At 49.8% G+C, this 20,974-nt stretch carries 22 protein-coding genes and 1 tRNA gene; 15 read left to right on the forward strand and 8 right to left on the reverse strand.

Annotated elements, in window-relative coordinates; all coding sequences use genetic code 11:
• Positions 1-152 precede the first annotated feature (152 nt).
• Entirely contained in the window at positions 153-1,001 is an 849-nt protein-coding gene (locus ACM67B_RS01265; protein WP_416189820.1) for a hypothetical protein, read from the reverse strand.
• A 26-nt stretch (positions 1,002-1,027) separates the two neighbouring features.
• Entirely contained in the window at positions 1,028-2,479 is a 1,452-nt protein-coding gene (locus ACM67B_RS01270) for a type I restriction-modification system subunit M (protein WP_416189821.1), read from the reverse strand.
• 158 nt (positions 2,480-2,637) lie between these two features.
• On the opposite strand from ACM67B_RS01270, the gene ACM67B_RS01275 reads away from it, so the two are divergent.
• From ACM67B_RS01275 to ACM67B_RS01295, 5 genes are all read left to right on the forward strand, one after another.
• Positions 2,638-3,699: an NADH:flavin oxidoreductase/NADH oxidase gene (locus ACM67B_RS01275; RefSeq protein WP_416189822.1), complete on the forward strand. Its 1,062-nt coding sequence runs from the start codon at positions 2,638-2,640 to the stop codon at positions 3,697-3,699.
• Positions 3,700-3,762: 63 nt separating this feature from the next.
• Positions 3,763-4,422, forward strand: a complete 660-nt coding sequence (locus tag ACM67B_RS01280) for an NAD(P)H-dependent oxidoreductase (protein ID WP_416189823.1) — start codon at positions 3,763-3,765, stop codon at positions 4,420-4,422.
• A 75-nt stretch (positions 4,423-4,497) separates the two neighbouring features.
• Complete coding sequence (locus tag ACM67B_RS01285) at positions 4,498-5,490, forward strand: LLM class flavin-dependent oxidoreductase (protein WP_416189824.1); 993 nt, start codon at positions 4,498-4,500, stop codon at positions 5,488-5,490.
• Between the two features lie 101 nt (positions 5,491-5,591).
• Positions 5,592-6,650, forward strand: coding sequence for an NAD(P)-dependent alcohol dehydrogenase (locus ACM67B_RS01290; RefSeq protein WP_416189825.1), 1,059 nt, complete (start codon positions 5,592-5,594; stop codon positions 6,648-6,650).
• A 77-nt stretch (positions 6,651-6,727) separates the two neighbouring features.
• Positions 6,728-7,831, forward strand: coding sequence for an MBL fold metallo-hydrolase (locus tag ACM67B_RS01295; protein WP_416189826.1), 1,104 nt, complete (start codon positions 6,728-6,730; stop codon positions 7,829-7,831).
• 59 nt (positions 7,832-7,890) lie between these two features.
• Here the strand turns inward: ACM67B_RS01295 and ACM67B_RS01300 are convergent, their stop codons facing one another.
• Entirely contained in the window at positions 7,891-8,781 is an 891-nt protein-coding gene (locus tag ACM67B_RS01300) for a LysR family transcriptional regulator (RefSeq protein ID WP_416189827.1), read from the reverse strand.
• 114 nt (positions 8,782-8,895) lie between these two features.
• Here ACM67B_RS01300 and ACM67B_RS01305 point away from each other — a divergent pair, with 114 nt between their 5' ends.
• The 6 genes from ACM67B_RS01305 to ACM67B_RS01330 all read left to right on the forward strand — a co-directional run bounded on the left by ACM67B_RS01305 (position 8,896) and on the right by ACM67B_RS01330 (position 13,645).
• Entirely contained in the window at positions 8,896-9,390 is a 495-nt protein-coding gene (locus ACM67B_RS01305) for a nuclear transport factor 2 family protein (RefSeq protein ID WP_416189828.1), read from the forward strand.
• 18 nt (positions 9,391-9,408) lie between these two features.
• Positions 9,409-10,068: an NAD(P)-dependent oxidoreductase gene (locus ACM67B_RS01310; protein ID WP_416189829.1), complete on the forward strand. Its 660-nt coding sequence runs from the start codon at positions 9,409-9,411 to the stop codon at positions 10,066-10,068.
• Positions 10,069-10,282: 214 nt separating this feature from the next.
• Complete coding sequence (locus ACM67B_RS01315) at positions 10,283-11,449, forward strand: multidrug effflux MFS transporter (protein ID WP_416189830.1); 1,167 nt, start codon at positions 10,283-10,285, stop codon at positions 11,447-11,449.
• Between the two features lie 131 nt (positions 11,450-11,580).
• Complete coding sequence (locus ACM67B_RS01320) at positions 11,581-12,024, forward strand: MarR family winged helix-turn-helix transcriptional regulator (protein WP_416189831.1); 444 nt, start codon at positions 11,581-11,583, stop codon at positions 12,022-12,024.
• Positions 12,021-12,578 carry a GNAT family N-acetyltransferase gene (locus tag ACM67B_RS01325; protein WP_416189832.1) on the forward strand — a complete coding sequence of 186 codons (558 nt, stop codon included), beginning with the start codon at positions 12,021-12,023 and terminating at the stop codon, positions 12,576-12,578. Before ACM67B_RS01320 ends, ACM67B_RS01325 begins: the two co-directional genes overlap by 4 nt.
• Before the next feature lie 110 nt (positions 12,579-12,688).
• The gene (locus tag ACM67B_RS01330; RefSeq protein WP_416189833.1) at positions 12,689-13,645 is read left to right on the forward strand and encodes an AEC family transporter; all 957 of its coding nucleotides are present in this window, start codon (positions 12,689-12,691) and stop codon (positions 13,643-13,645) included.
• 1,097 nt (positions 13,646-14,742) lie between these two features.
• Here the strand turns inward: ACM67B_RS01330 and ACM67B_RS01335 are convergent.
• The 3 genes from ACM67B_RS01335 to tsaB are packed head-to-tail and all read right to left on the reverse strand — an operon-like array spanning position 14,743 to position 16,680.
• On the reverse strand, positions 14,743-15,537 hold the full coding sequence (locus ACM67B_RS01335; RefSeq protein ID WP_416189834.1) for a uracil-DNA glycosylase family protein: 795 nt from the start codon (positions 15,535-15,537) through the stop codon (positions 14,743-14,745).
• A gap of 28 nt (positions 15,538-15,565) precedes the next feature.
• A complete protein-coding gene (gene rimI, locus ACM67B_RS01340; protein ID WP_416189835.1) occupies positions 15,566-16,006 on the reverse strand; it encodes a ribosomal protein S18-alanine N-acetyltransferase in 441 nt (146 codons plus the stop codon).
• The gene (tsaB, locus tag ACM67B_RS01345) at positions 16,003-16,680 is read right to left on the reverse strand and encodes a tRNA (adenosine(37)-N6)-threonylcarbamoyltransferase complex dimerization subunit type 1 TsaB (protein ID WP_416189836.1); all 678 of its coding nucleotides are present in this window, start codon (positions 16,678-16,680) and stop codon (positions 16,003-16,005) included. The genes rimI and tsaB overlap by 4 nt, the downstream gene beginning before the upstream one ends.
• A gap of 139 nt (positions 16,681-16,819) precedes the next feature.
• Between tsaB and gluQRS the strand changes: the two genes are divergently transcribed.
• The 3 genes from gluQRS to ACM67B_RS01360 all read left to right on the forward strand — a co-directional run bounded on the left by gluQRS (position 16,820) and on the right by ACM67B_RS01360 (position 18,698).
• Positions 16,820-17,707: a tRNA glutamyl-Q(34) synthetase GluQRS gene (gene gluQRS / locus ACM67B_RS01350; protein ID WP_416189837.1), complete on the forward strand. Its 888-nt coding sequence runs from the start codon at positions 16,820-16,822 to the stop codon at positions 17,705-17,707.
• A 108-nt stretch (positions 17,708-17,815) separates the two neighbouring features.
• Positions 17,816-18,475, forward strand: coding sequence for a histidine phosphatase family protein (locus tag ACM67B_RS01355; protein WP_416189838.1), 660 nt, complete (start codon positions 17,816-17,818; stop codon positions 18,473-18,475).
• A 147-nt stretch (positions 18,476-18,622) separates the two neighbouring features.
• A tRNA-Lys gene (locus ACM67B_RS01360) sits at positions 18,623-18,698 on the forward strand.
• 141 nt (positions 18,699-18,839) lie between these two features.
• On the opposite strand, the gene apbC is transcribed toward ACM67B_RS01360, so the two are convergent.
• Entirely contained in the window at positions 18,840-19,919 is a 1,080-nt protein-coding gene (gene apbC, locus ACM67B_RS01365; RefSeq protein ID WP_416189839.1) for an iron-sulfur cluster carrier protein ApbC, read from the reverse strand.
• A 399-nt stretch (positions 19,920-20,318) separates the two neighbouring features.
• Between apbC and ACM67B_RS01370 the strand changes: the two genes are divergently transcribed.
• Positions 20,319-20,477: a DUF1328 domain-containing protein gene (locus ACM67B_RS01370; protein ID WP_095503741.1), complete on the forward strand. Its 159-nt coding sequence runs from the start codon at positions 20,319-20,321 to the stop codon at positions 20,475-20,477.
• A gap of 128 nt (positions 20,478-20,605) precedes the next feature.
• Here the strand turns inward: ACM67B_RS01370 and hpf are convergent, their stop codons facing one another.
• Positions 20,606-20,935, reverse strand: a complete 330-nt coding sequence (gene hpf, locus ACM67B_RS01375) for a ribosome hibernation-promoting factor, HPF/YfiA family (RefSeq protein ID WP_416189840.1) — start codon at positions 20,933-20,935, stop codon at positions 20,606-20,608.
• Positions 20,936-20,974: the final 39 nt, after the last annotated feature.

Genomic DNA, 20,974 nt, shown 5'->3' on the forward strand with positions numbered 1-20,974 from the left:
AAGATGGATTGTCGCTCATTGATGAGCAACAAGCAAGTTTGTTGCTCATTTTCTTATAAATATGATTAACAAACCTGTTTGTTAATCATTTGTGAGAAACAAAAGGCTTTGTTTCTCAACTATGGATATTTCTGATAAACAACTGATTGGATTTAACCCAAAATCTCGCCAATCAAGCCGTCTGCTTGGCGGTCTAATGCCAAAATATCGGCTTTGATTTCGTCCAGCGTGCGTAAGGCTTTGTGCTGGTAAAAGTATTTGTTAAAGCTAATCTCATAGCCGATTTTGACGCTGTCAATATCAATCCACGCTTCATCAATGTGCGGTTTGACTTCGTCAACAAAATAGCCGTGAATGTCTTGATTGAGCGGAATATTTTCACTGTCGGATAAGTCGCTGTTGGTTTCATAACAGACAAATTCGCCTTGTTTGCCGGTGGGGTAGTAGCCAAAATCGGGCAAATGCTTTTGATCGGTTTTGAGTTTACCTAATAATTGTGCCAATTCGTCTGCTGTAAAGGCGTGGATTTTGCTTACGACTTTTTCTGCACGTTCATCATAAACGCTAATGGCATTAAAAATCGCTTTTTTGTCGCTGGTAGAGAGTTTGATTTTGTGGTCTTTTAAAACTTTGTCCGCTTGTTTAGCAAAGGCGTTGTAATCCATAAAAATTGCATCGCCAAAATGGGCAAACAAAACTTCGGCAGCCTGAAGCTTTTCTTTGGCTTTTTGCCAAGTGTCGGCTTTTAGGATTTTGGCTTTGTTTTTGTTGTTGAGCGTGTAGCCGTTGTCGTCCGCCCAAGCGGTGAGTTCATCGGCAAAATTGGCTAAGTTTTCTGAATAAACATCATCGCCATGTTGGGTGTACAAAAACTGCATGGGTTCGGCAAGGGCTTTGTCAAAACGAAGTGGCAAAATGTTATCGGCGGTAAACTGCACTCGCTTGCGGTCGGGGCGTTGTATGGCAACTTTGTGATAACCAAAATCTTGATTATCAAACACTTGGCTTGCCAAGCCGTCTGTACGTTCTAGAGATTCGCACGACAGATAAATTTGTGTGATTCGGCTGATGTGTTCGGCGGTGAGTTCGCAATTTTTTCGCCCAGATTTTTACGCAATTTGGCGTACATCTCGCCTGCGTCAATAAGCTGAACTTTGCCTTGGCGGTGGGTGGGTTTGTTGTTGTTCAACAGCCAAATATAGGTGGTGATGCCTGTGTTGTAAAACAGGTTGTTGGGCAATTGGATAATGGCTTCTAGCAGGTCATTTTCAATCAAATATCGGCGGATATTGCTCTCTCCGCCGCCGGCATCGCCGGTAAACAGTGATGAGCCGTTATGCACGCTTGCGACACGGCTGCCTATGCCGTTGACGGATACGGGTTTCATTTTATTTGCCATTTCCATGAGAAACAGCAATTGCCCGTCTGAGGTGCGTGGCGTGGCATCGTATTCGCCCATTTCGCCCCAATAGTCGGCCAAATTCACTTTAAAACGGCGGTCTATGATGGTTTTGCCGTCTTTGATGTAGCGCTCATCCGATGACCAGCTTTTGCCGTAGGGCGGATTGGAGAGCATAAAATCAAAAAATTGTCCGCCAAACTCATCGCTTGCCAATGTGGAGCCGACACGGATATTGGCAGGGTTGTTGCCTTTAATCATCATGTCGGATTTACAGATAGCATAGGTCTCGTCATTGATTTCTTTGCCATACAGATAAATGGTGCGGCTGGTGTTGGCAAGAGGGTATTTTTGTTCAATGAAGTTTTGTGATTCGGTCAGCATACCGCCACTGCCGCAGGCGGGGTCATACACACTAATCACAGGCGGAATGTTTTGGCTGATGGGGTCAAAGACCAAGTGTGTCATCAGCTCAATCACTTCACGGGGCGTGAAATGTTCGCCCGCTTCTTCGTTGTTTTCTTCGTTGAATTTGCGAATGAGTTCTTCAAACACATAGCCCATGCCGAGGTTGGTTAAGGCCGGCAGCTTGTTGCCGTCCGGGTCTTGTCTGTCAAATGGGGTGAGGTTGATATAGGGTGAGACGAATTTTTCCAATACGGCCAGCAAAACGCCTTTGTTTGACATATGGGCGATTTGGCTGCGCAGATTAAAGCGGTTGATGATTTCTTGGACGTTGGGCGAAAAGCCGTTTAGGTATTCGTCAAAATTGTGCAGCAGGTATTGGGCGTTGTTGTTGGCGTTGTCTTTGAGCTGTGACAGTGTCCATTTTGATGTGTTGTAAAACACAAAACCACTGGCCCGTTGCAGATCCTCATCGGGGGCTTCTTCATCGCCCCAAAACGCCAATTCGTCCAAAACGGTCTGTTTGGTCGGCTCAAGCAGGCTGTCCAGTCGGCGTAATACTGTCATCGGCAAAATGACATCACGATATTTGCCGCGCACATAAACATCGCGCAAGTAATCATCAGCAATAGACCAAATAAAGGAAATCAGGCGGTTGTGGACGGTGTGGTTCATGGATAGTCTGCCAGGGTAAATTTTTGAAGAAGTAAGAGAATGGTGATAAAGCCAATGATATTAGATATATTGATATCGGTCTATCAGAATAATCAATTTGAAATGATACCATCGATTGCCTATGATGGCGGTGTTTTGAATCTTTTAGGAAAACCATCATGGCCAAATTCCGTAAGCTGCTCACTCCATACAGCCTAAAAAATCTTGAGCTCAAAAACCGCGTGGTGATGCCGCCGATGTGTCAATATTCTGCCACCGACGGTGTGCCGAACGATTGGCATTTTGTGCATTACACCAGCCGCGCCATCGGCGGTGTCGGTCTGATTATTGTGGAGATGACCAATGTTGCCCCTAATGGCCGTATTACGCCGAATTGCTTGGGCTTGTGGAATGATGAGCAACAACAGGCCTTTAAAAAGTTGGTTGACAGCGTGCACGCTCATGGTGCCAAAATCGGCATTCAAATCGCCCATGCCGGCCGCAAAGCGCAAGACGAGCCGAATGCCGTGGCGCCAAGCCCGATTCACTATGGCGAATTGGATTATGCCGGTCAAAACCTGATTACCCCGCGCGAGTTGACCACCCAAGAAGTCAAGGATTTGGTGCAAGCTTTCCAAGATTCGGTGAAACGTGCAGTCGCTGCCGGATTCGACACCATCGAGCTACACGGCGCACACGGCTATCTGATTCACCAATTCTATTCGCCAAAATCCAACCAGCGCAGCGATGAATACGGCCAAGACAAGATGCTGTTTGGCGAACAAGTTATCAAAGCCGCCCGTGAAGTGATGCCGTCTGAAATGCCGCTGATCGTGCGTATCTCGGCGCAAGAATACGGCGAAAACGGCTTTGACAGCGATTATGGTGTCGCAGTCGCCAAGCGCTTCTCTGAAGCCGGTGCCGATGTGTTCGACGTGAGCGGCGGCGGTGACGGCGTGCTGCATGCGGGTAATCATCCTGAATTTTATGCAGGCTACCAAGTGGATTTGGCGCGTAAAGTCAAACACGCCACCGGCAAACCGGTCATCGCCGTGGGTATGCTCGATGAGCCTGCCGTGGCCGATCATGTGCTTGGCGTGGGCGATGCTGATTTGGTCGCTATTGGCCGTGCGCTCTTGCGTGATCCGTATTGGGTGTTGAACGCACAACACCGCCAAAACGCCGCCGATGCCGCAGAAATGCAGTTTGTACCGCGCCAATACCAACGCGGCTTTATGTAATGTTCAGACGGCCTTGATTGGCCGTCACCATGATAAAACGATTTAAATTTGGAGTATCCAACCATGCAGTTTTTAAATAAAGAAGATGTATTAAACGCCTTTCATTACCGCGCATCTACCCGCTCGTATGACGGTAATAAAAAAATCCCTGCCGAAGATTTCAACTATATTTTGGAACTTGGCCGCTTAAGCCCAAGCTCAGTCGGCTCAGAGCCGTGGCAATTCTTGGTATTGCAAAATGCCGACTTGCGCCAAAAAATCAAACCTTACTGCTGGGGCATTCCAACTATGGAAACATCCAGCCACATTGTGGCGATTTTGGCGAAGAAAAACGCCCGCTACGACAGCGAATATTTTGCCGACATTATGGCGCGCCGCGGCTTGGAAGGTGAAGCCAAAGACAAAGCCATGGCGATTTATAAAAAATTCCAAGAACAAGACATCGCGATTTTGGACACCGAGCGCAGCCTATACGACTGGGCAAGCAAACAAACCTACATCGCACTGGCCAATATGATGACCGGTGCGGCGATGATCGGTGTGGACTCTTGCCTGATTGAAGGTTTTGCTTATAAAGAAGTGAACCAAATCTTGGCTGACGAAGGCTTGTTTGACCCGGCTGAATGGGAAGTGTCGGTGATGGTGACTTTCGGTTATCGCGATAAAGACATCAAGCCAAAAGCGCGTAAGACTTTTGAGCAGGTTGTGAAGTTTGTGGAGTAATCTAAAGCTGTGTAAGGCTGTCTGCATTGATTTCAGACGGCCTTCAATTTTTCTTTTTTATTTTGCGACATTGACATGAAACTATCCGCCTTAAGCCTTGTGCCGGTACGCGAAGGCCAAACCCACAAACAAGCCATTGACACCATGCTGCGTGAAGCCAAGCTCGCTGAAGAGCTGGGTTTTGAGCGTTACTGGATTGCCGAACACCACAACATCAAAGCCTATGCCAGCTCGGCCACGCAGATTTTGGTGTCGGAGATTCTGCACCATACCGACCGCATTAAAGCAGGCGCAGGCGGTGTGATGTTGCCCAATCATGCACCGCTGCTGGTTGCGGAGCAATATGGCACCTTGGCAACCCTGTATCCTAATCGTGTCGAGATTGGCTTGGGGCGGGCAAGGGGTACTGATCCTTTCACCGCGCGGGCGTTGCGCCGGCAAGCGACCAATCATGAACAAGACGTTGATGATTTGCAAAGCTATTTTGGTGTAGAGCAAGCTGGCGGGGTGAATGCCTTGCCGGGCGTGGGGACGGATGTGCCTTTATATGTTTTGGGCTCAAGCACCAACAGCGCCTATTACGCCGCCGCTAAAGGCTTGCCGTATGTGTTTGCCTCGCACTTTATGCCGATGGAGCAAAAGCAGGCGATTGCCATTTATCAGCAGAACTTCAGGCCGTCTGAACACTGCCAAACGCCTTATGTGATTTTGTGCCTGAATATTGCCGTGGCGGATACAGACGAAGAAGCGCACTACAACAACAGCACGCTGATTCAGCTGTTTTTGAATGAACAGCGCGGCATCAATATCCCGATTCAGCCGCCGGTGGCGCAGGTTGATTATGATTCGCCGAGCGAAGCGCGTTCGATTGACATGCAGACGGCAGGGATTTTCATCGGCAGCAAAGAAACCGCCGCCAAGCAATATGCCCAATTCTGCCAAGAATTTGTTGGCGTGGATGAAATCATGTGCACCGGCTATATCTGGGATGAAGCCAAAATGCACCACTCCTACCGGCTGTTTGCAGAAATTGTGGCCGAATACGAAGCAGGGCAACAGCGTAGCTAACTATCATCAAGCCTGATACCTAGCTATCACGATTATCAATTTCTAAGAATAAGAAAAACTTCTTATAATATGAATGTTTTAAATCCATCAGGAATCAAACCATGACTTACCCCACACAATCCTATGCCGCATTCAGCGCCACCACGCCACTGGCACCGCACAGCTTCGAGCGCCGCGATTTGCGTGAAGACGATGTATTGATTGATATTTTATACTGCGGCGTGTGCCACAGCGATTTGCACACCGCCCGCAACGACTGGGGCTTTACCCACACTTATCCGATTGTGCCCGGCCACGAAATCATCGGCCGCGTGACCCAAGTCGGCACCAATGCCAAGAAATTCAACATCGGCGATTTGGTCGGCGTGGGTTGCATGGTCGATTCCTGTCGCACCTGTTCGCCTTGCCAACACGGTTTGGAACAATACTGCGAAGCAGGCAACACCGGCACCTACGGCAGCCATGACCGCCATGACGGCACGCTGACCCAAGGCGGCTACAGCACCGCCGTGGTCGTGAGAGAAGATTTTGTGCTGAAAGTATCTGAAAGCTTGGATACCCAAGCCGTCGCGCCGCTGTTGTGCGCTGGTATCACCACTTACTCACCGCTGCGCCATTGGAACGTCGGCCAAGGCTCGAAAGTGGCCGTAGTCGGCTTGGGCGGCTTGGGTCACATGGCGGTGAAGTTGGCCAAAGCCATGGGCGCAGAAGTGACCTTGTTCACCCGTTCGCTGGGCAAATCTGATGACGCCTTCCGCTTGGGTGCCAGCCATGTCGTGCTATCAACCAACGAAGAACAAATGAAAGCCGTGGCCAACACCTTCGACTTAATCATCGACACCGTGCCGTACACCCACGATTTAAAACCATATGTACCAACCTTGGCACTCGACGGCACGCTGGTGCTGGTCGGCTTGGTCGGCGAATTGGAACAAACCATCAACACTGTGCCGATGATTATGGGTCGCCGCAGCATTTCCGCTTCTGTCATCGGCGGCATTGCCGAAACCCAAGAAATGCTTGATTTCTGTGCCGAGCACAACATTGTACCTGATGTGGAGATGATTAACATGCAAGACATCAACACCGCTTACGAGCGCATGGAAAAATCCGATGTGAAATATCGCTTTGTGATTGATATGGCGAGTTTGAAGGGCTGAAATTAGCCGCATCTAACAAACCATTAGGCAGCATTTCTGCTTAATGGTTTGTTTTGTTTTATGAAATTAAAGAATCAATGATTAGAAAAATTTTAAAATTTATTGTTGTGATATTGCTGGTGCTGCTATTGATTGTAGCTATTTTGGGCATCATGCTTTATCGCAACATCGGCGGGTTACCTGATGAGAGCCGATTTGCTGACTTGCCGTATTACAAAAACGGCCAATTTATCAATCTTTATACTGAAGATTTGCCTTCTTATCCCGAGCGGGCTACTGGGCAGGGCGGGTTTGTGCGTTATGATGGTTATACGCCGAAAGGGCGTTTGCCGATGGAGATGTTGGATAAAACCAGTTTCAGACAGCCTGAACAATTTGCTTATTATTGGCTGGGGCACGCTTCGGCGGTTTTGGAATTGGACGGGCAGCGTTTCTTAATCGACCCTGTGTTGGATAATGCCAATCCGCTGAATGCGCCTTTGGTTGCGCCGCGTTTCCAAGAAGCGCCGATTCAGCGCAAGGATTTGCCTGAAATTGATGTGGTGCTGATTTCGCACGATCATTACGACCATTTGGAAGCGGCGACCATGCGTTATTTGGCGGACAAGGCCAAGCGCTTTGTGGCGCCGTTGGGCGTGGGCGCACGATTAGAATCTTGGGGTGTGCCGTCTGAAAAGATTACCGAATTGGGTTGGGGTGATAGCACGCAAATTGGCAAAATCAAACTCACCGCCGAGCCGACGCAGCATTATTCTTCACGCTGGACTAATGACCGCAACAAAACGCTGTGGGCGTCTTTTGTCTTTGAGGGCAGCAGGCGGTTGTATTGGAGTGGGGATACGGGCTATGCGCAGCATTTTAGTGACATCGGCCAAAAATACGGCGGCTTCGACCTTGCGTTTATCGAAATCGATGCGGCCAATGCCGGCTGGCCAAAAACGCATATGTTTGCACACCAATCGGTGCAGGCGGCGTTGGATTTGAAGGCGCAAAAGATGGTGCCGATGCATTGGGGCGTGTTCAGCTTGGGGCGCAATCCGTGGTATGAATCGATTGATAATGCAGTGAAAAGTGCCAAAGCGCATGGCGTGGCGTTGGATGTGCCGAAAATGGGCGAGCGCTATGCCGATGGTTTTGTCGGCGAAGAATGGTGGACGGATAAGTCGTTGCGCCGTGAATAGTTGATGTTTTGGCATGATAAGGCCGTCTGAAAGTGTATTGCTTTCAGACGGCCTTTGCTTTACCAGTCTTCATTTTCAAAGCGTTCTGCCAAAAAATCCAGCAAGCTGCGCACGGCCAGCGGCAGGCGGTGGCGGGTGAGGTAGAGGGCGTAAAGCGAATAGACCGGTAGCGTCCAATCGGTGAGCACGGGTTTCAGACGGCCTTCGGTGAGATGCTCGTTGATCATGTATTTGGGCAACATGGCAATACCGCCGTTAGATAAGACACAATTGAGCAGGGCGTTACTGTCGTTGACGGAAAACGGGCTGGTCAATTCGAGCACGGTTTCTTTGCCGTCGCGGAAAAAGCGCCAGGTTTTTTGGTTGACGTTGGCATGTGCAAGGTAGCGGTGATGGGCTAAATCGTGCGGTGTGGCAGGCATGCCGTGGCGGGCAAGATAGTCGGGCGTGGCGACGATTAGGGAATGGATTTGATTGAGCCGCCGCGCGACCAGACCGAGTTCGACATTATTGGTAAAGCGCAAAGCCAAGTCGATGCGGCTTTCGATCAAATCGACTTTTTGATTGGAAAGCTGCAATTGGATATTGAGCTTGGGGTGGATATCCATAAAGTCTTGCAGCGCGCGCAAAAGATGCGTGCCGCCGAAAGATGGGTTGGCGGCGATGCGTAAGGTGCCACTCAATTCACCCGAGCGGGCGAGAAAATCCTGTTCGATGTCGTCGGTGAGGTCGGTCATTTTGCGGCAATATTCCAAGGCTTGCTCGCCCGCTTCGGTGAGCGACACCTTGCGCGTGGTGCGTTGTAATAATCGCGCTTTGAACCAGTCTTCCAGCAAGGCAACTGCGCGGCTGACCATGGGTTTGGACAAATCCAAACGCTCTGCGGTGGCGGTGAAGCTGCCGGTTTCGGCAACGGTTAAAAAGACTTTGATGGCTAAGATTCTGTCCATTTTATTCCTTTGTTTCATTATTTGAAACAATTATATTCAAAATAAGCACTTTTTCCTATTTTTTATTTCACTATAATGCACATCATCAAATGTCATGGAAATCAGGAAAATCAAATGAAAGTAAAAGCACTCTTAATCTCTACTGTATTGGCTGCGGCCGTATTGAGCGGTTGCCAACATACCAACGCTGCAACCCGCACCCATGCGGCGCAAACTGCCCAACAGCAACACGTTGAGCGCAACAAAGCCAACGCGTTGGCCTTCTATGAAATGGCGTTCAACCAGCATAAAGTTAAAGAAGCCACGGAACAATATGTCGGCGATGTGTATTTGCAGCACAACCCTGATGTGGCTGACGGCGGCCAAGCCTTTATCGATGCGTTTGTACCGTTCTTGAAAGCGCATCCGAAATCAAAAGCCGAAATCAAACGCGTGATGGCTGATGGTGATTTGGTGATGCTGCATGTACACAGCACCGTTGATGAAAAAGATCGTGGCGAAGCAGTGGTGGATATTTTCCGCTTTGATGAGCAAGGCAAAATCGTTGAGCATTGGGACGTGATTCAGCAAGTGCCGGAAAAAACCGCCAGCGGCCGTTCAATGTTCTAATTGAGTAAGGAATCAGCTATGAAAAAAATCGCAGTTATCGGCGCGACCGGCTATGTCGGCGCTGCCGTGGTGAAAGAGTTGGCCGCACGCGGTCATCAAGTGGTGTGCTTTGCCCGCAATGTGGATAAAGTTTGGCAAGCGGATAATGTGCAGGCCGTCGGTTTTGATGTGAACGCCAGCAATTTTGCCGATCAGTTGCAAGGCTTTGATGCGGTGGTGAGCGCGTTTAACCCGGGTTGGGACAATCCCAATATCGGCGCGGATTTTACCCGTGGCGCGAATGCCATTGTTGAAGCCGCCAAAGCCGCGCAAGTGCCGTATCTGCTGATTGTCGGCGGTGCAGGCAGCCTGTATGTGGCGCCGGATGTGCAAGTCATCGATACGCCTGATTTCCCGAAAGAAATTTATGACGGTGCCAATGCCGCCCGCCATTTGTTGAACGATTTGCGCGAGCGCCGCGATGTGAATTGGGCGTTTGTTTCACCGCCTGCCGCCTTGGGTGCAGACGGTGGCTTTAGCGAAGAGCGTTTGGGCGAATATCGCTTGGGCGGTGAAGCATTGCTGATGGCCGGAGACGAGCCTGCGGGCATTTCGGTGGCGGATTTGGCGGTAGCGATTGCAGATGATGCGGAAAACAAAGCGCATTTGTTCCAACGCTTTACCGTAGCCGCGAAGTAATCTGAGGCCGTCTGAATATTGTTTTCAGACGGCCTAAATCAGTAGGTCGGATACTTGTATCCGACATTGCTTTATGTGGCGCAATAGTGGTTTGATGCCGTAACATTGTCGGATTCAAGAGCCTGACCTACTTAGAGCGTTCAGACAGCCTGATTTTTTAGGCCGTCTGAAAATCAGTTTGCAGGCACTATTTTTTAATGTAAGAACGCATTTGATGAACAAAAAAAATTCCAAACTCTTTTTAGTTTTACTGCTGGCGGTACTTTCCGCTTTTGGCCCGTTTGTGGTGGACTTGTATCTGCCGGCATTGCCGCAACTGGCTGAATTTTTTGCAACTTCCGCATCGATGACGCAGCTGACACTGACAACGGCGATGGTGGGTTTGGCGCTGGGTCAGCTTTTGTTCGGCCCGATTAGCGACAAATTCGGCCGCAAAAAGCCGCTGCTGATTTCGCTCTTGATTTATATCGTCAGCACCGTGGCGATTGTGTTTTCACCCAATATCGAAACCATGATTGCCTTGCGGATTGTGCAGGGCTTGTCGTCTGCCGGCAGCGTGGTGATTTCGCGCGCGGTGGCGGCTGATTTGTATCAAGGGCGCGAGATGACGCAGTTTTTCGGGCTGTTGATGACGATTAACGGCTTGGCGCCGATTATTTCGCCGGTGTTGGGCAGCGTGTTGCTGGAATACATGAGCTGGAAGGGCATTTTTGCGTTTCTTACACTGATTGGCGTGGTGGTGGCAGCGTTCAGCTTACGCCTGCATGAAAGTCTGCCGCCGGAAAAACGCCAGCAGGGTTCGACTTTTGCCAGCTTTGCTTCGTTTGGCAGCATTCTGAAAAACCGCCGCTTTATGGGCTATGTGTGGATTGAAAGCCTGCTGTTTGGCGCGATGTTTGCCTATATCGCTGCGTCGCCGTTTATCCTGCAAAGCGTGTATGGCTTGTCGGCGTTTGCGTTTAGCTTGTGTTTTGCCGCCAACGGCGCGGCTTTGGTGATTGGTTCCAACCGCGGCGGCCGCTTGGCGGAACACACCGCTTTGCGCGTGGGCGTGTTTGGTTTTGTGTTGGCGGTGGCTTATACCGTGGCGGTGTTGCTGCTGCAAGCGCATTGGTTGTGGGTGGAAATCGGCTTTTTCGTTACGCTGCTGATGGTCGGTATCCCGTTACCGGCCTTGTCGTCATTGGCGATGGAAAGCGAACGCCGCTACTCCGGCGCGGCTTCTGCTATTTTGGGCTGTATGCCGTTTTTGTTGGGTGGCATCATTTCGCCGCTGGTGGGCTTGGGCGATATTTTCGTGGCAACCGCTATCGCCATGGCGGCATGTGCGGCTTTGGTGCTGCTGGTGTATCGCGGTGTGAAGTCGTATCAAGCGGCTTAAATAATCAAATCAATAAAGGCCGTCTGAAACAACAGTTTTCAGACGGCCTGTTTTACATGATATGAAAAACGTTTGATATTCGTCCGAAAATTGATGATAATTCAAAAATCATCAATTTTCGGACGAATTTTATGCGCACATTCCCGCCGAATGCTTTAGAGCAAATTGCTGAGCTGTCCACGCAAATGTTGGCTGGTTACGAACGTTTTGCTAAGGCGCACCATATCAGCAGCAACGAGCTGGATATTTTGTACACGCTTTGGGTCGAAGGCGCGTGCAGCCAAGCCAGGATTGCCGAAAAATGCTTGCTGGCAAAGCAGACGGTCAATACCCTGTGCAAAAAATATGAAGCACAAGGCTTGCTGACTGGGCATGTCAGTGAACAGGACAAGCGTGAAAAAGTGATGGCGCTAACCGAGCAAGGCCGCGCGTTTGCCGAGCCGATAGTGGGCGTATTGTTAACGCGGGAAAATTCGGCGGTAGCGGCATTTGGGCAGGCCAGAATTGATTTTTTATTGAGTGAGCTGCAGGCGCTGAAAAGTGTGGTAGAGACGAATTTGGAGCAAGATTCATGAGTTTATCGATTCAAAGCATACACCCGTTTTCGCCATATTTCGCCGATTTCAAGCGTTTGTATCAGGCTGTGTTTCCGGAAAAATCACGGTTTCCGGTGGCGCTGCTGGTCATCATGGCTTGGCGGCCTGATGTTGATTTTTGGGCGGTGTTGGATGAGGGGGAATTTGTCGGTTTTGTGTATTTGATTAACAATCAACAGGCAACTTTTGTGCTGTATCTGGCGGTGGACGAGCGGCAGCATTCCAAAGGCTACGGCTCGAAGATTTTGGCTTTGATTGAAGCCGAAAAAGCGGGCAAAACCATTGTGTTGGACATCGAAACGGTGGACAACACCGCCGCGCCCAATCACGCCCAACGGCTCAAACGTGAAGCGTTTTACCTGAAAAACGGTTTTGAAACCATGGATTTCCAGCTGCAAGACGGCGATGATTGCTTGGATGTGCTGTGTAAAAACGGGAGAATTGATGAAAAAGGCTACCATGCGTTGGTGACCAAGCCGGTGTTCGGGTTGGTGAATATTCGCACCATCAAACGTAAAATCAAACGGCAGTAAAATAGCTTGAGGCCGTCTGAAACAACAGTTTTCAGACGGCCTTTCTGCTGCCTGCCCCGCTTGAGATGGTGTATGATTGACCGTCTTCATTTTTTCTCTTTGGAAACATCATGCAGGATTTTCTAAGCTCGGTCGGGTTTGCCATGGGCGTGACGCTGCCGAGTCTGATGCTGCTCGGCATTGGCGTGTTGATTCGGCGCTTTGGGCTGATTGATACCGTGTTTATCGCGCAAGCATCGAAAGTGGTGTTTTATCTCGGCTTGCCACTGCTGATGTTTCACAATCTGATGCACGGCGAGATTCATTTGGGCGAACAGGCGGTGTTGCTTGGGGCGGCGGTGGCGGCGACGCTGGTGTGTTTTGTGTTGGCCGAGCTGTATGCGTGGAAGTGGGTGCCGGATGTGCGCGACAAAGGTGTGTTCGTGCAAGGCGTGTTTCGCGGCAACTTGGGCGCGATGGGCTTGGCGTATGTGTTGAACGCATATGGTGCGCCGGGCATTGCGGCGGGGGCGGTGTACACGGGGGCGATTACGCTGCTGTTTAATATTTTGGCGGTGATTGCGCTGAGCCGCGGGCAGGACGGTTCGCTGTGGTTGAAAATCCGCGATATGCTGAAAAAAATCTTCACCAATCCGCTGATTATCGGCATTTTGGCGGCGGCGGTATTGCAGATGGTGCACGTGATGCCGCCCAAACCGATCATGAAAGGCGTGGAATATGTGGCAGACTTGACCGTGCCGCTGGCCTTGATTTGTGCGGGTGCGGCGTTTGATTTCCGTTCACTGGCCAAATTGGGCGATATTTCGATGGTCGCCAGCATCGGGCGCTTGGTGGTGGCGCCGGTGATTGCGGTGTGTATTGGCGTGGCATTCGGTTTGCAGGGCATGGCTTTGGGTATTTTGTTTTTGATGACCGCCACGCCGCAGGCCGCCGCGGCTTATCCGATGGTAAAAGCCATGGGCGGCAACGATGTGGCTTGTGCCAATATCGCCAGCATCACCACACTCGGCTCGGGCTTGAGCGCGGCGGTAGGCATTGTGATTTTGCGCAGCTTGGGGTTGATGTAGAGAAAAGGTATTGTCTATTTGAACAGGCCGTCTGAAAGCAAATTGCTTTTCAGACGGCCTGAGACTTTTGCAAAACTCAATTTGAACCAAGAAAACTATGCCCGTCATTCCCGCGTAGGCGGGAATCCAGATTGATAGTTTTCAGGAATATTTAATTATTTCAGTAATTTTATGTTCTGGATTCCCGCTTACGCGGGAATGACGGTTTAAAGATTTCTGAAAATTAACGAGTTTTGCAAAGGTCTCAGCCTTTATATATGTTTAGCAAATGGCAATCGCTGTTATTGGTTTTTACTAAATTACATGGTTTGCACTGAATTTTATTTGAATATATCTTTTTGAAATTAAATATAAAATTTAATTTATCACAAAAGTGATACATAAATACAACGTCTGAATCGGTGTGAATTTCCATCCAGAAAGTTAATTTGTAACCGCACTGTAATAAAGACATCGGTGTCATTAAGGCAGACATCGGTGTCATTTTCAAAACTAAATATTAAATAATATAAATTAACGTAAACCACTATTTACGGATTATTTCTTTACGAAAAAAGTGTTAATTTTAATAATTAAAGCGGTATGATTCGTTCTGTCGGCAAAGCGTGCTGTTTTGTCGAAGTAGGAAATGTTGTTAAACAACATATTTAAATTAAATAAGGAAATAAATTACATGAAACACTTGATGACTTTAGCTGCTGCGTCTCTAATCGGTATGGCCGGTGTGACTGCTTCTGCTGCCATCGTTGCCCGCAATTTGGCGGACGCTGCTAAAAAATAATGATATTTTAAACATTCATCTGAAAACGTATCCGCTTCACCGTAAGCGAACCCCACAAACCACACTCGACAAGAAAAGAAGATTCCCTGCCGTCGCTCAACATGCGGCAGGATGACACTAGGAAAGGAAACAAGCATGAAAGAATTGATCAAATTGGCCGCCGCTTCATTAATCGGTATGTCAGGTTTGACTGTGAGCGCGACCAACGTGGCACACAACATGGCTGATGCCACTAAAAAATAAACAAAAGAATACGCAAATACAAGCGTTTTGGTGATAGAAAAGGCCGTCTGAATTTCAGACGGCCTTTTTATATTTAAGCGTGTAACAAGCGTTTGAGTTTTTTCAATTCCGCCCATGCCTGCGCTTTTAAATGGGTTTGGCGCAATAAACGTGCCGGATGGGGAATCACAAAATAAGGCCGTTCGCCGCACACGGCTTGCATGAGCGCGCGTTGGTTTTCGTGTTCAAAAATCTGCCCCAAAAACAATACCGCTTTGGCTTGCGATTGCGCCAATTCTTTGGCCAACTCATCAGCCGCCGCTTTAATTTGCGTATCGCTCGGATTGGCGTTGCTGATGGGGGCGGATTTTACCCAGCAGGTTTTGTGCGCCTGTTGCGGCTGCAAGTTAATTGCGGCCAGCATATTGTCGAGTAACACGCCCACGCTGCCGCTAAATAGTTGATTGGCGGCGCTGTCTTCCGTAGAAGGACAAATGCTGACAACCATGATTTCAGACGGCCTTACATCAATGTGTAAAGGCGGTAGGCCGTCTGAAACAAGGGTTTGGTTTTCTTGAGCCGTAGGGCTTTCGGCAGGGTTTTCGACATTGGCACGCAGTTGTGCCGGTGTGGTAGCGGGCGGCGCTATTGGCGCATGTTTCTTTTCGTTTACCAAGGCCGCCGCAGCCAAGCGGGCGTGATGGGCAGCAGGTGAGAGCGAGCGCACTGCTTCGGCAATTGGTTGCGCAGCCGCTTGCGGTCGGGCATTCGGCGCAGAACGCACGTTGCCGCCGGCCGTTTCAGACGGCCTGACGCGCGCTTGCTGATTGAGCCACATCGGCCCCAATCCCAGCGCTTCGTGCAAATGTAAATAGCGGCTGCTTAACATAGGAATCGTTTCAAAATATGCCGTCGTTTCAGACGGCCTTGTCCATCAACACCGCATCTTCGCGGCGGCCATCGGGCAGGGAGTAATAATCTCGGCGGCGGCCGCATTCGGCAAAACCGTATTTGCGGTAAAGCGTTTGCGCCGCTTGGTTACTGTCGCGCACTTCCAAAAACAAACGCGTGATGTGTTGCGCAGAGGCCGTCTGAAACCATTGCGTCAATAAGGCGGCGGCAATGCCTTGGCGGCGGAATTCGGGCGCGGTGGCAATCAGGTGCAGCTCCGATTCGTCGCACACACTTTGCCATACGATAAAGCCGCTGATGCAGCCGTCGGTTTCGTTCACCAAAACCGTTTCCGTGCGGCTTTCAATGGCCGATTCAAATTGTTTGGCCGACCATGGCGACGGATTGCTGAGTGCATCAATTTTTGCCAAAATAGCACAATCTGCCGAAGTTGCTGGTCGAATCATGCTTGGCTTTTCCGTTCAGCTTGTTCTTTTGCTGTCAGGGCAATTTTATTGCGTACATACAGCAATTCGGCTTGCGCCGCAACGGTGGCCGGATAGCGGCCGGACGCGGCAAGATTCAGGTAATCGGCGGCGGTCGGCATATCGGCCTCACCGTCAAACGGCGGTTGGTCGGCCAGCGTAAACGCATTGCCGATGCCGTCTGAACACACCATGCCGTCAGGTGCGGTGATTTCTGCGGATTTGCCGACTTGGTAGTCGCTCAAGCGGCGGTGGTTGGCGGTGTCGAACCAAGCGTAAAACACTTCACCCATGCGCGCATCGGTGGCCGCCAACACGCAAGGGCGGTCGGGGCGCTGGTAGGCCACGGCATCTAAGCAAGGTACGCCGATTAAAGGCGTGGCAAACGGTGTCGCCAAACCTTGCGCCACGCCGGTGCCGATGCGCAAGCCGGTGAACGCACCCGGGCCTTGTGCATACACAATCGCGCCCAAATCGGCGGCGCTGATGCCCGCTTTGGCAAACAACACGCCGATTTGCGGCAAAATCAGCTCGGATTGCTTGGTGCCGACCGCCTCATGATACACATGGGTTTGATCGCGGTGGCGCAGGGCGAGCGAGAGGTAGGAAGTGCTGGTGTCGATGGCCAACACAGGGCGGTTAAAATCAGCTTGCATGGTGGGTGCTTTACAGTTTTTTCAGACGGCATTATAGCATTGCTTGACTTATAATATCGCTTTTGAACATGCTTGAGGCCGTCTGAAAGATTCGGTGTGCAAGCGCTTTGGTTAATCATCAGATGGAACGGTTTGCGCTATGTATGTAGGACGTTTTGCCCCCAGCCCGACGGGTTTGCTGCACATCGGCTCGCTGCTGACGGCGCTGGCTTCGTATGCCGATGCCCGCGCGCACGGCGGCAAGTGGCTGGTGCGCATGGAAGATTTAGATCCGCCGCGCGAGATGGCTGGAGCAGCCGACCATATTTTGCGCACGCTGGAAGCTTTCGGCTTTGAGTGGGACGGCGAAGTGGCCTACCAAAGCCGCCGCCATCATTTATATGAAGACGCTTTAGGCCGTCTGAAAGACAAGGGTTTGGTGTATCCGTGTTATTGCAGCCGCAAGGATTGGCAGGCGGCGGCGGGCATGGGGGCGGATGGCTTTGTGTACAACGGCCGCTGTCGTGTGCCTGAACACAGGCCGTCTGAAAATGGTAAGCCGCCGGCTTGGCGCATTCGTGTGCCGGATGAAGTGATTGGTTTTGATGATGTGATTGTCGGCCATTATGCGCAGAATTTGGCGAGCGACATCGGCGATTTTGTGCTGCTGCGGGCAGATGGTTTTTGGGCGTATCAATTGGCGGTGGTGGTGGACGATGCCGAGCAGGGCATCACGCATATCGTGCGCGGGCAGGATTTGCTGGTGTCCACGCCGCGACAAATTTTTTTGCAATCTTCTCTTGGGTTTATGCAAACGAGCTATGCACATTTGCCGCTTTTGGTGAACCAATCGGGGCAAAAATGGTCTAAACAAACACTTGCGCCAGCGCTGGATGATTCGCAAGTCGAGTTATTGTTACGGCAGGTTTCGGCTTATCTAAGTCTGCCGTCTGCGCCGCAAATTGACCGTCCGCGCGATTTACTCGATTGGGCGGTGGCGCATTGGCAAATCGGCCGTGTGCCGCAGCAAGCGATATGCACCGAATGAGTTGGTATCGATGCGACAAGCTTTTTTGATCATGTATCGAACGGCTCTTTGCTTCAGATGAAACGTCGGTGATCAAATTCAGCCAAATAAAGAATGAAAGGATAAAACATGGCTTTAGAAGTGTATTTAGTGCGTCACGGCAAAACAGTTTTTAATCACGTCGGCCGTCTGCAGGGATGGAGTGATTCGCCATTGCTGCCGGAAGGAAAAGAAGTAGCGCGTGTATTGGGGCGGGCATTGCAAGGCAAAGTACATTTTGATGCCGCATTTTGCAGTGTCAGCCCACGTGCGGCTGACACGGCCAAAATCATTTTACAGGCGCAAGGTCAAGCAGATTTACCCTTGGGCGTGATTGAAGAAGTGCGTGAATATTGTTTTGGTGGTTTTGAAGGTGACTTGGTGCACAATGTGCATGCTCTGATTGCACAACATCGCGGATTCCCATCGGTAGAAGCATGGCTTGAGGCCTACCGGACCGGAACATACCACATGCTGGCTGAGACCGTGAGTGAGTTGGATCCATTAGGGCTGGCGGAAAATGAAGCCCGGTTCATGGGCCGTTTGAAACAAGGGTTGGATATTTTGCGGCAGAAGTCACCTGAGGCAGGCAAGGTGTTGCTGGTATCTCACGGTATGGCGATTACCGGAATATTAAAATCGATTGACCCACGGTCCACATTATATCAAAGTGTGGATAATGCGACTGTTTCACGGCTCCGGTTTGAGGACGGCCGGTGGACGGTGGAGTCTGTGGGGGCGGTTTTATAGAGTGTTTCATGTATGGCCCAAGTTTGGGGATAAAGCGCCGATCGAGCTGAGTTTTTGAAAAGGGCGGCCGGTGTATATTCTGACTATCAGAAAATGAACAAAAAGCTTGACAGTTAAGAAAGAGGCTACTATAATTCATAGCTTATCGGGTCGTTAGCTCAGTCGGTAGAGCAGCGGACTTTTAATCCGTTGGTCGAAGGTTCGAATCCTTCACGACCCACCAGATAAATTAAAAAAGCCATCGTTTTCGATGGCTTTTTTATTACAGGCAAAGTAAAAAGCTTCGGCCTTTCCAAATCTAAGCCATCAAAAAGCCGTCTGAAAAATGTTCAGACGGCTTTTTGATTATTTAATCTGACTGGTTTTATTCCACCACAATTTTCGGGAAACGGCTGCTGAAGTCTTTGCCTTTATCGGCAATAGATAAAGCCAGTTGGAACGCAGCGTCGGTGTAAATTTTTTCCACTTCGTCGTGGTTGTCTAATAACGCGGCTGCTTGGCCGTTGTCCATTGCTTCGCGCACCGGCAGGCTGAGCGGCAGCTGGCCGAGCAACGGCACATTCAGACGGCCTGCTAAGTCTTTGCCGCCTTCGGTGCCAAAAATCGCTTCGCTGTGGCCGCAGTTAGAGCAGATGTGTACCGACATGTTTTCCAACACACCGAAGATTGGGATATTCACTTTCTTGAACATATCCACCGCTTTACGCGCATCAATCAGGGCAATGTCTTGCGGCGTGGTTACGACCACGGCGCCGGTTACCGGAATTTTTTGCGACAGGGTTAATTGAATGTCGCCGGTGCCCGGTGGCAAATCGATAAACAGGTAATCCACATCGTCCCATTCGCTTTGGAACAATAATTGCTGCAAGGCTTGGCTCAACAATGGGCCGCGCCAAATCACGGCTTGGTCGGTATCCATCAGAAAGCCGATCGACATCACTTGAATGCCGCTTTCGGTGGTAATCGGCACCAGTTTTTCATTTTTGGTATCCGGTTTGCCGGCCGATACGCCCAGCATGGTTGGTTGGCTCGGGCCGTATAAATCGGCATCCAATACGCCAACGCGTGCGCCCATGCGTGCCATGGCGGTGGCCAAGTTGGCAGTGGTGGTGGATTTGCCCACGCCGCCTTTGCCGGAGCCGACAGCGATGATGTTTTTCACACCTTTGATGGTGGCCACACCCGGTTGCACTTTGTGTGTGCCGATCACGGTGTCGATGCTCAAATGAATGCCGGTATCGCCGGTGAAGCCGATGATGGCTTCCTGAATACGGTTGGCCAATTCATTGCCGATGTGCAAAACGGGATAGCCGAATTGCAACGTAATGTGCAGGCCGTTTGAATCATGGTTGACGCTTTTGACGGCATTTTCGCTGCCAAGCGTGCGTTGTGTGTGTGGAATGGCAACTGCCTGCAGGGCAGTCTGAATCTCTTGGATATTCATGAATCTCTCGGTATGAATGGAATGTGGTGGGGTTTACAATTGGGCTGATTACGCTAAATTCAAGCGCGCAATCGGCTCTGAATGTCTATGCGCATATTTTAACAGAGCAGGTTTGTTTGTGCTGGGAATCGAGATTCTTTCAGATGACCTTTAACCTATATTTATGCAGCAAGAAGTCGGATGGTAAGAAAAGTTAAGATGGCAGGCGGGCTTATTTTCTCAATATTACATTAATAAATTGAAATGTAGTCTTGTGTAATATGCTTTGTAAAGCTATGAAATATAGGCTTTGAGGGTTGGATTATCAGAAATGACTGTGTTATTGTAGAACCATGCATTCAGTTAACCCGAATCGGAATGCGGCATCAATTCAATATAAACAAAGTTGAGGAGACTCTTATGTTACATTATGCAATCGTCTTTTTTGTGATTTCGATTATTGCTGCGGTTTTAGGTTTCGGCGGTATTGCCGGTAGTGCTGCAGGTATTGCAAAAATCTTATTTGTCGGCTTTTTGATTTTGGCGGTATTGTCACTGATTTTTGGCCGTAAACGCTAACATAAAATGATAAAAAACCATTCAGCTGAATGGTTTTTTTATTTGTGCGGCAGAAACGGATGGGCTATCCGGTCCAATTATGAAAAATGCCGTCTGAAAGCTGTTCAGACGGCATTTTTTATCAGGATTTATTCTTGTTCGTCACCAACTACATCGGCAGGACGTGGCGCACGGGCATCGCTGCTTTTTTCTTTATGCTTCAACACAGCACGATCCAATTTGTCCATCAACACATCAATTGCGGCATACATGTCTTGTTCTACTGCTTCAACGTGCAAATCTTTACCGGCCAAGTGCAAGTCGGCTTCGGCTTTCTGATTTACTTTTTCAACCGAAAGGGTAATCGCCACAGAAATCACATTGGCAGCATGGCGGTTGATGCGCTCCAGTTTTTCAGATACGTAATTTTTAATCGCTTCGGTAACATCAAAATTCAGACCGGTAATTTTCAGGTTCATAATACAGCTCCTTCGGTGAGTCAATCCGCCAAGGCGGCG

Source organism: Neisseria sp. CCUG17229, assembly GCF_047839235.1.
GTDB lineage: Bacteria > Pseudomonadota > Gammaproteobacteria > Burkholderiales > Neisseriaceae > Neisseria > Neisseria brasiliensis.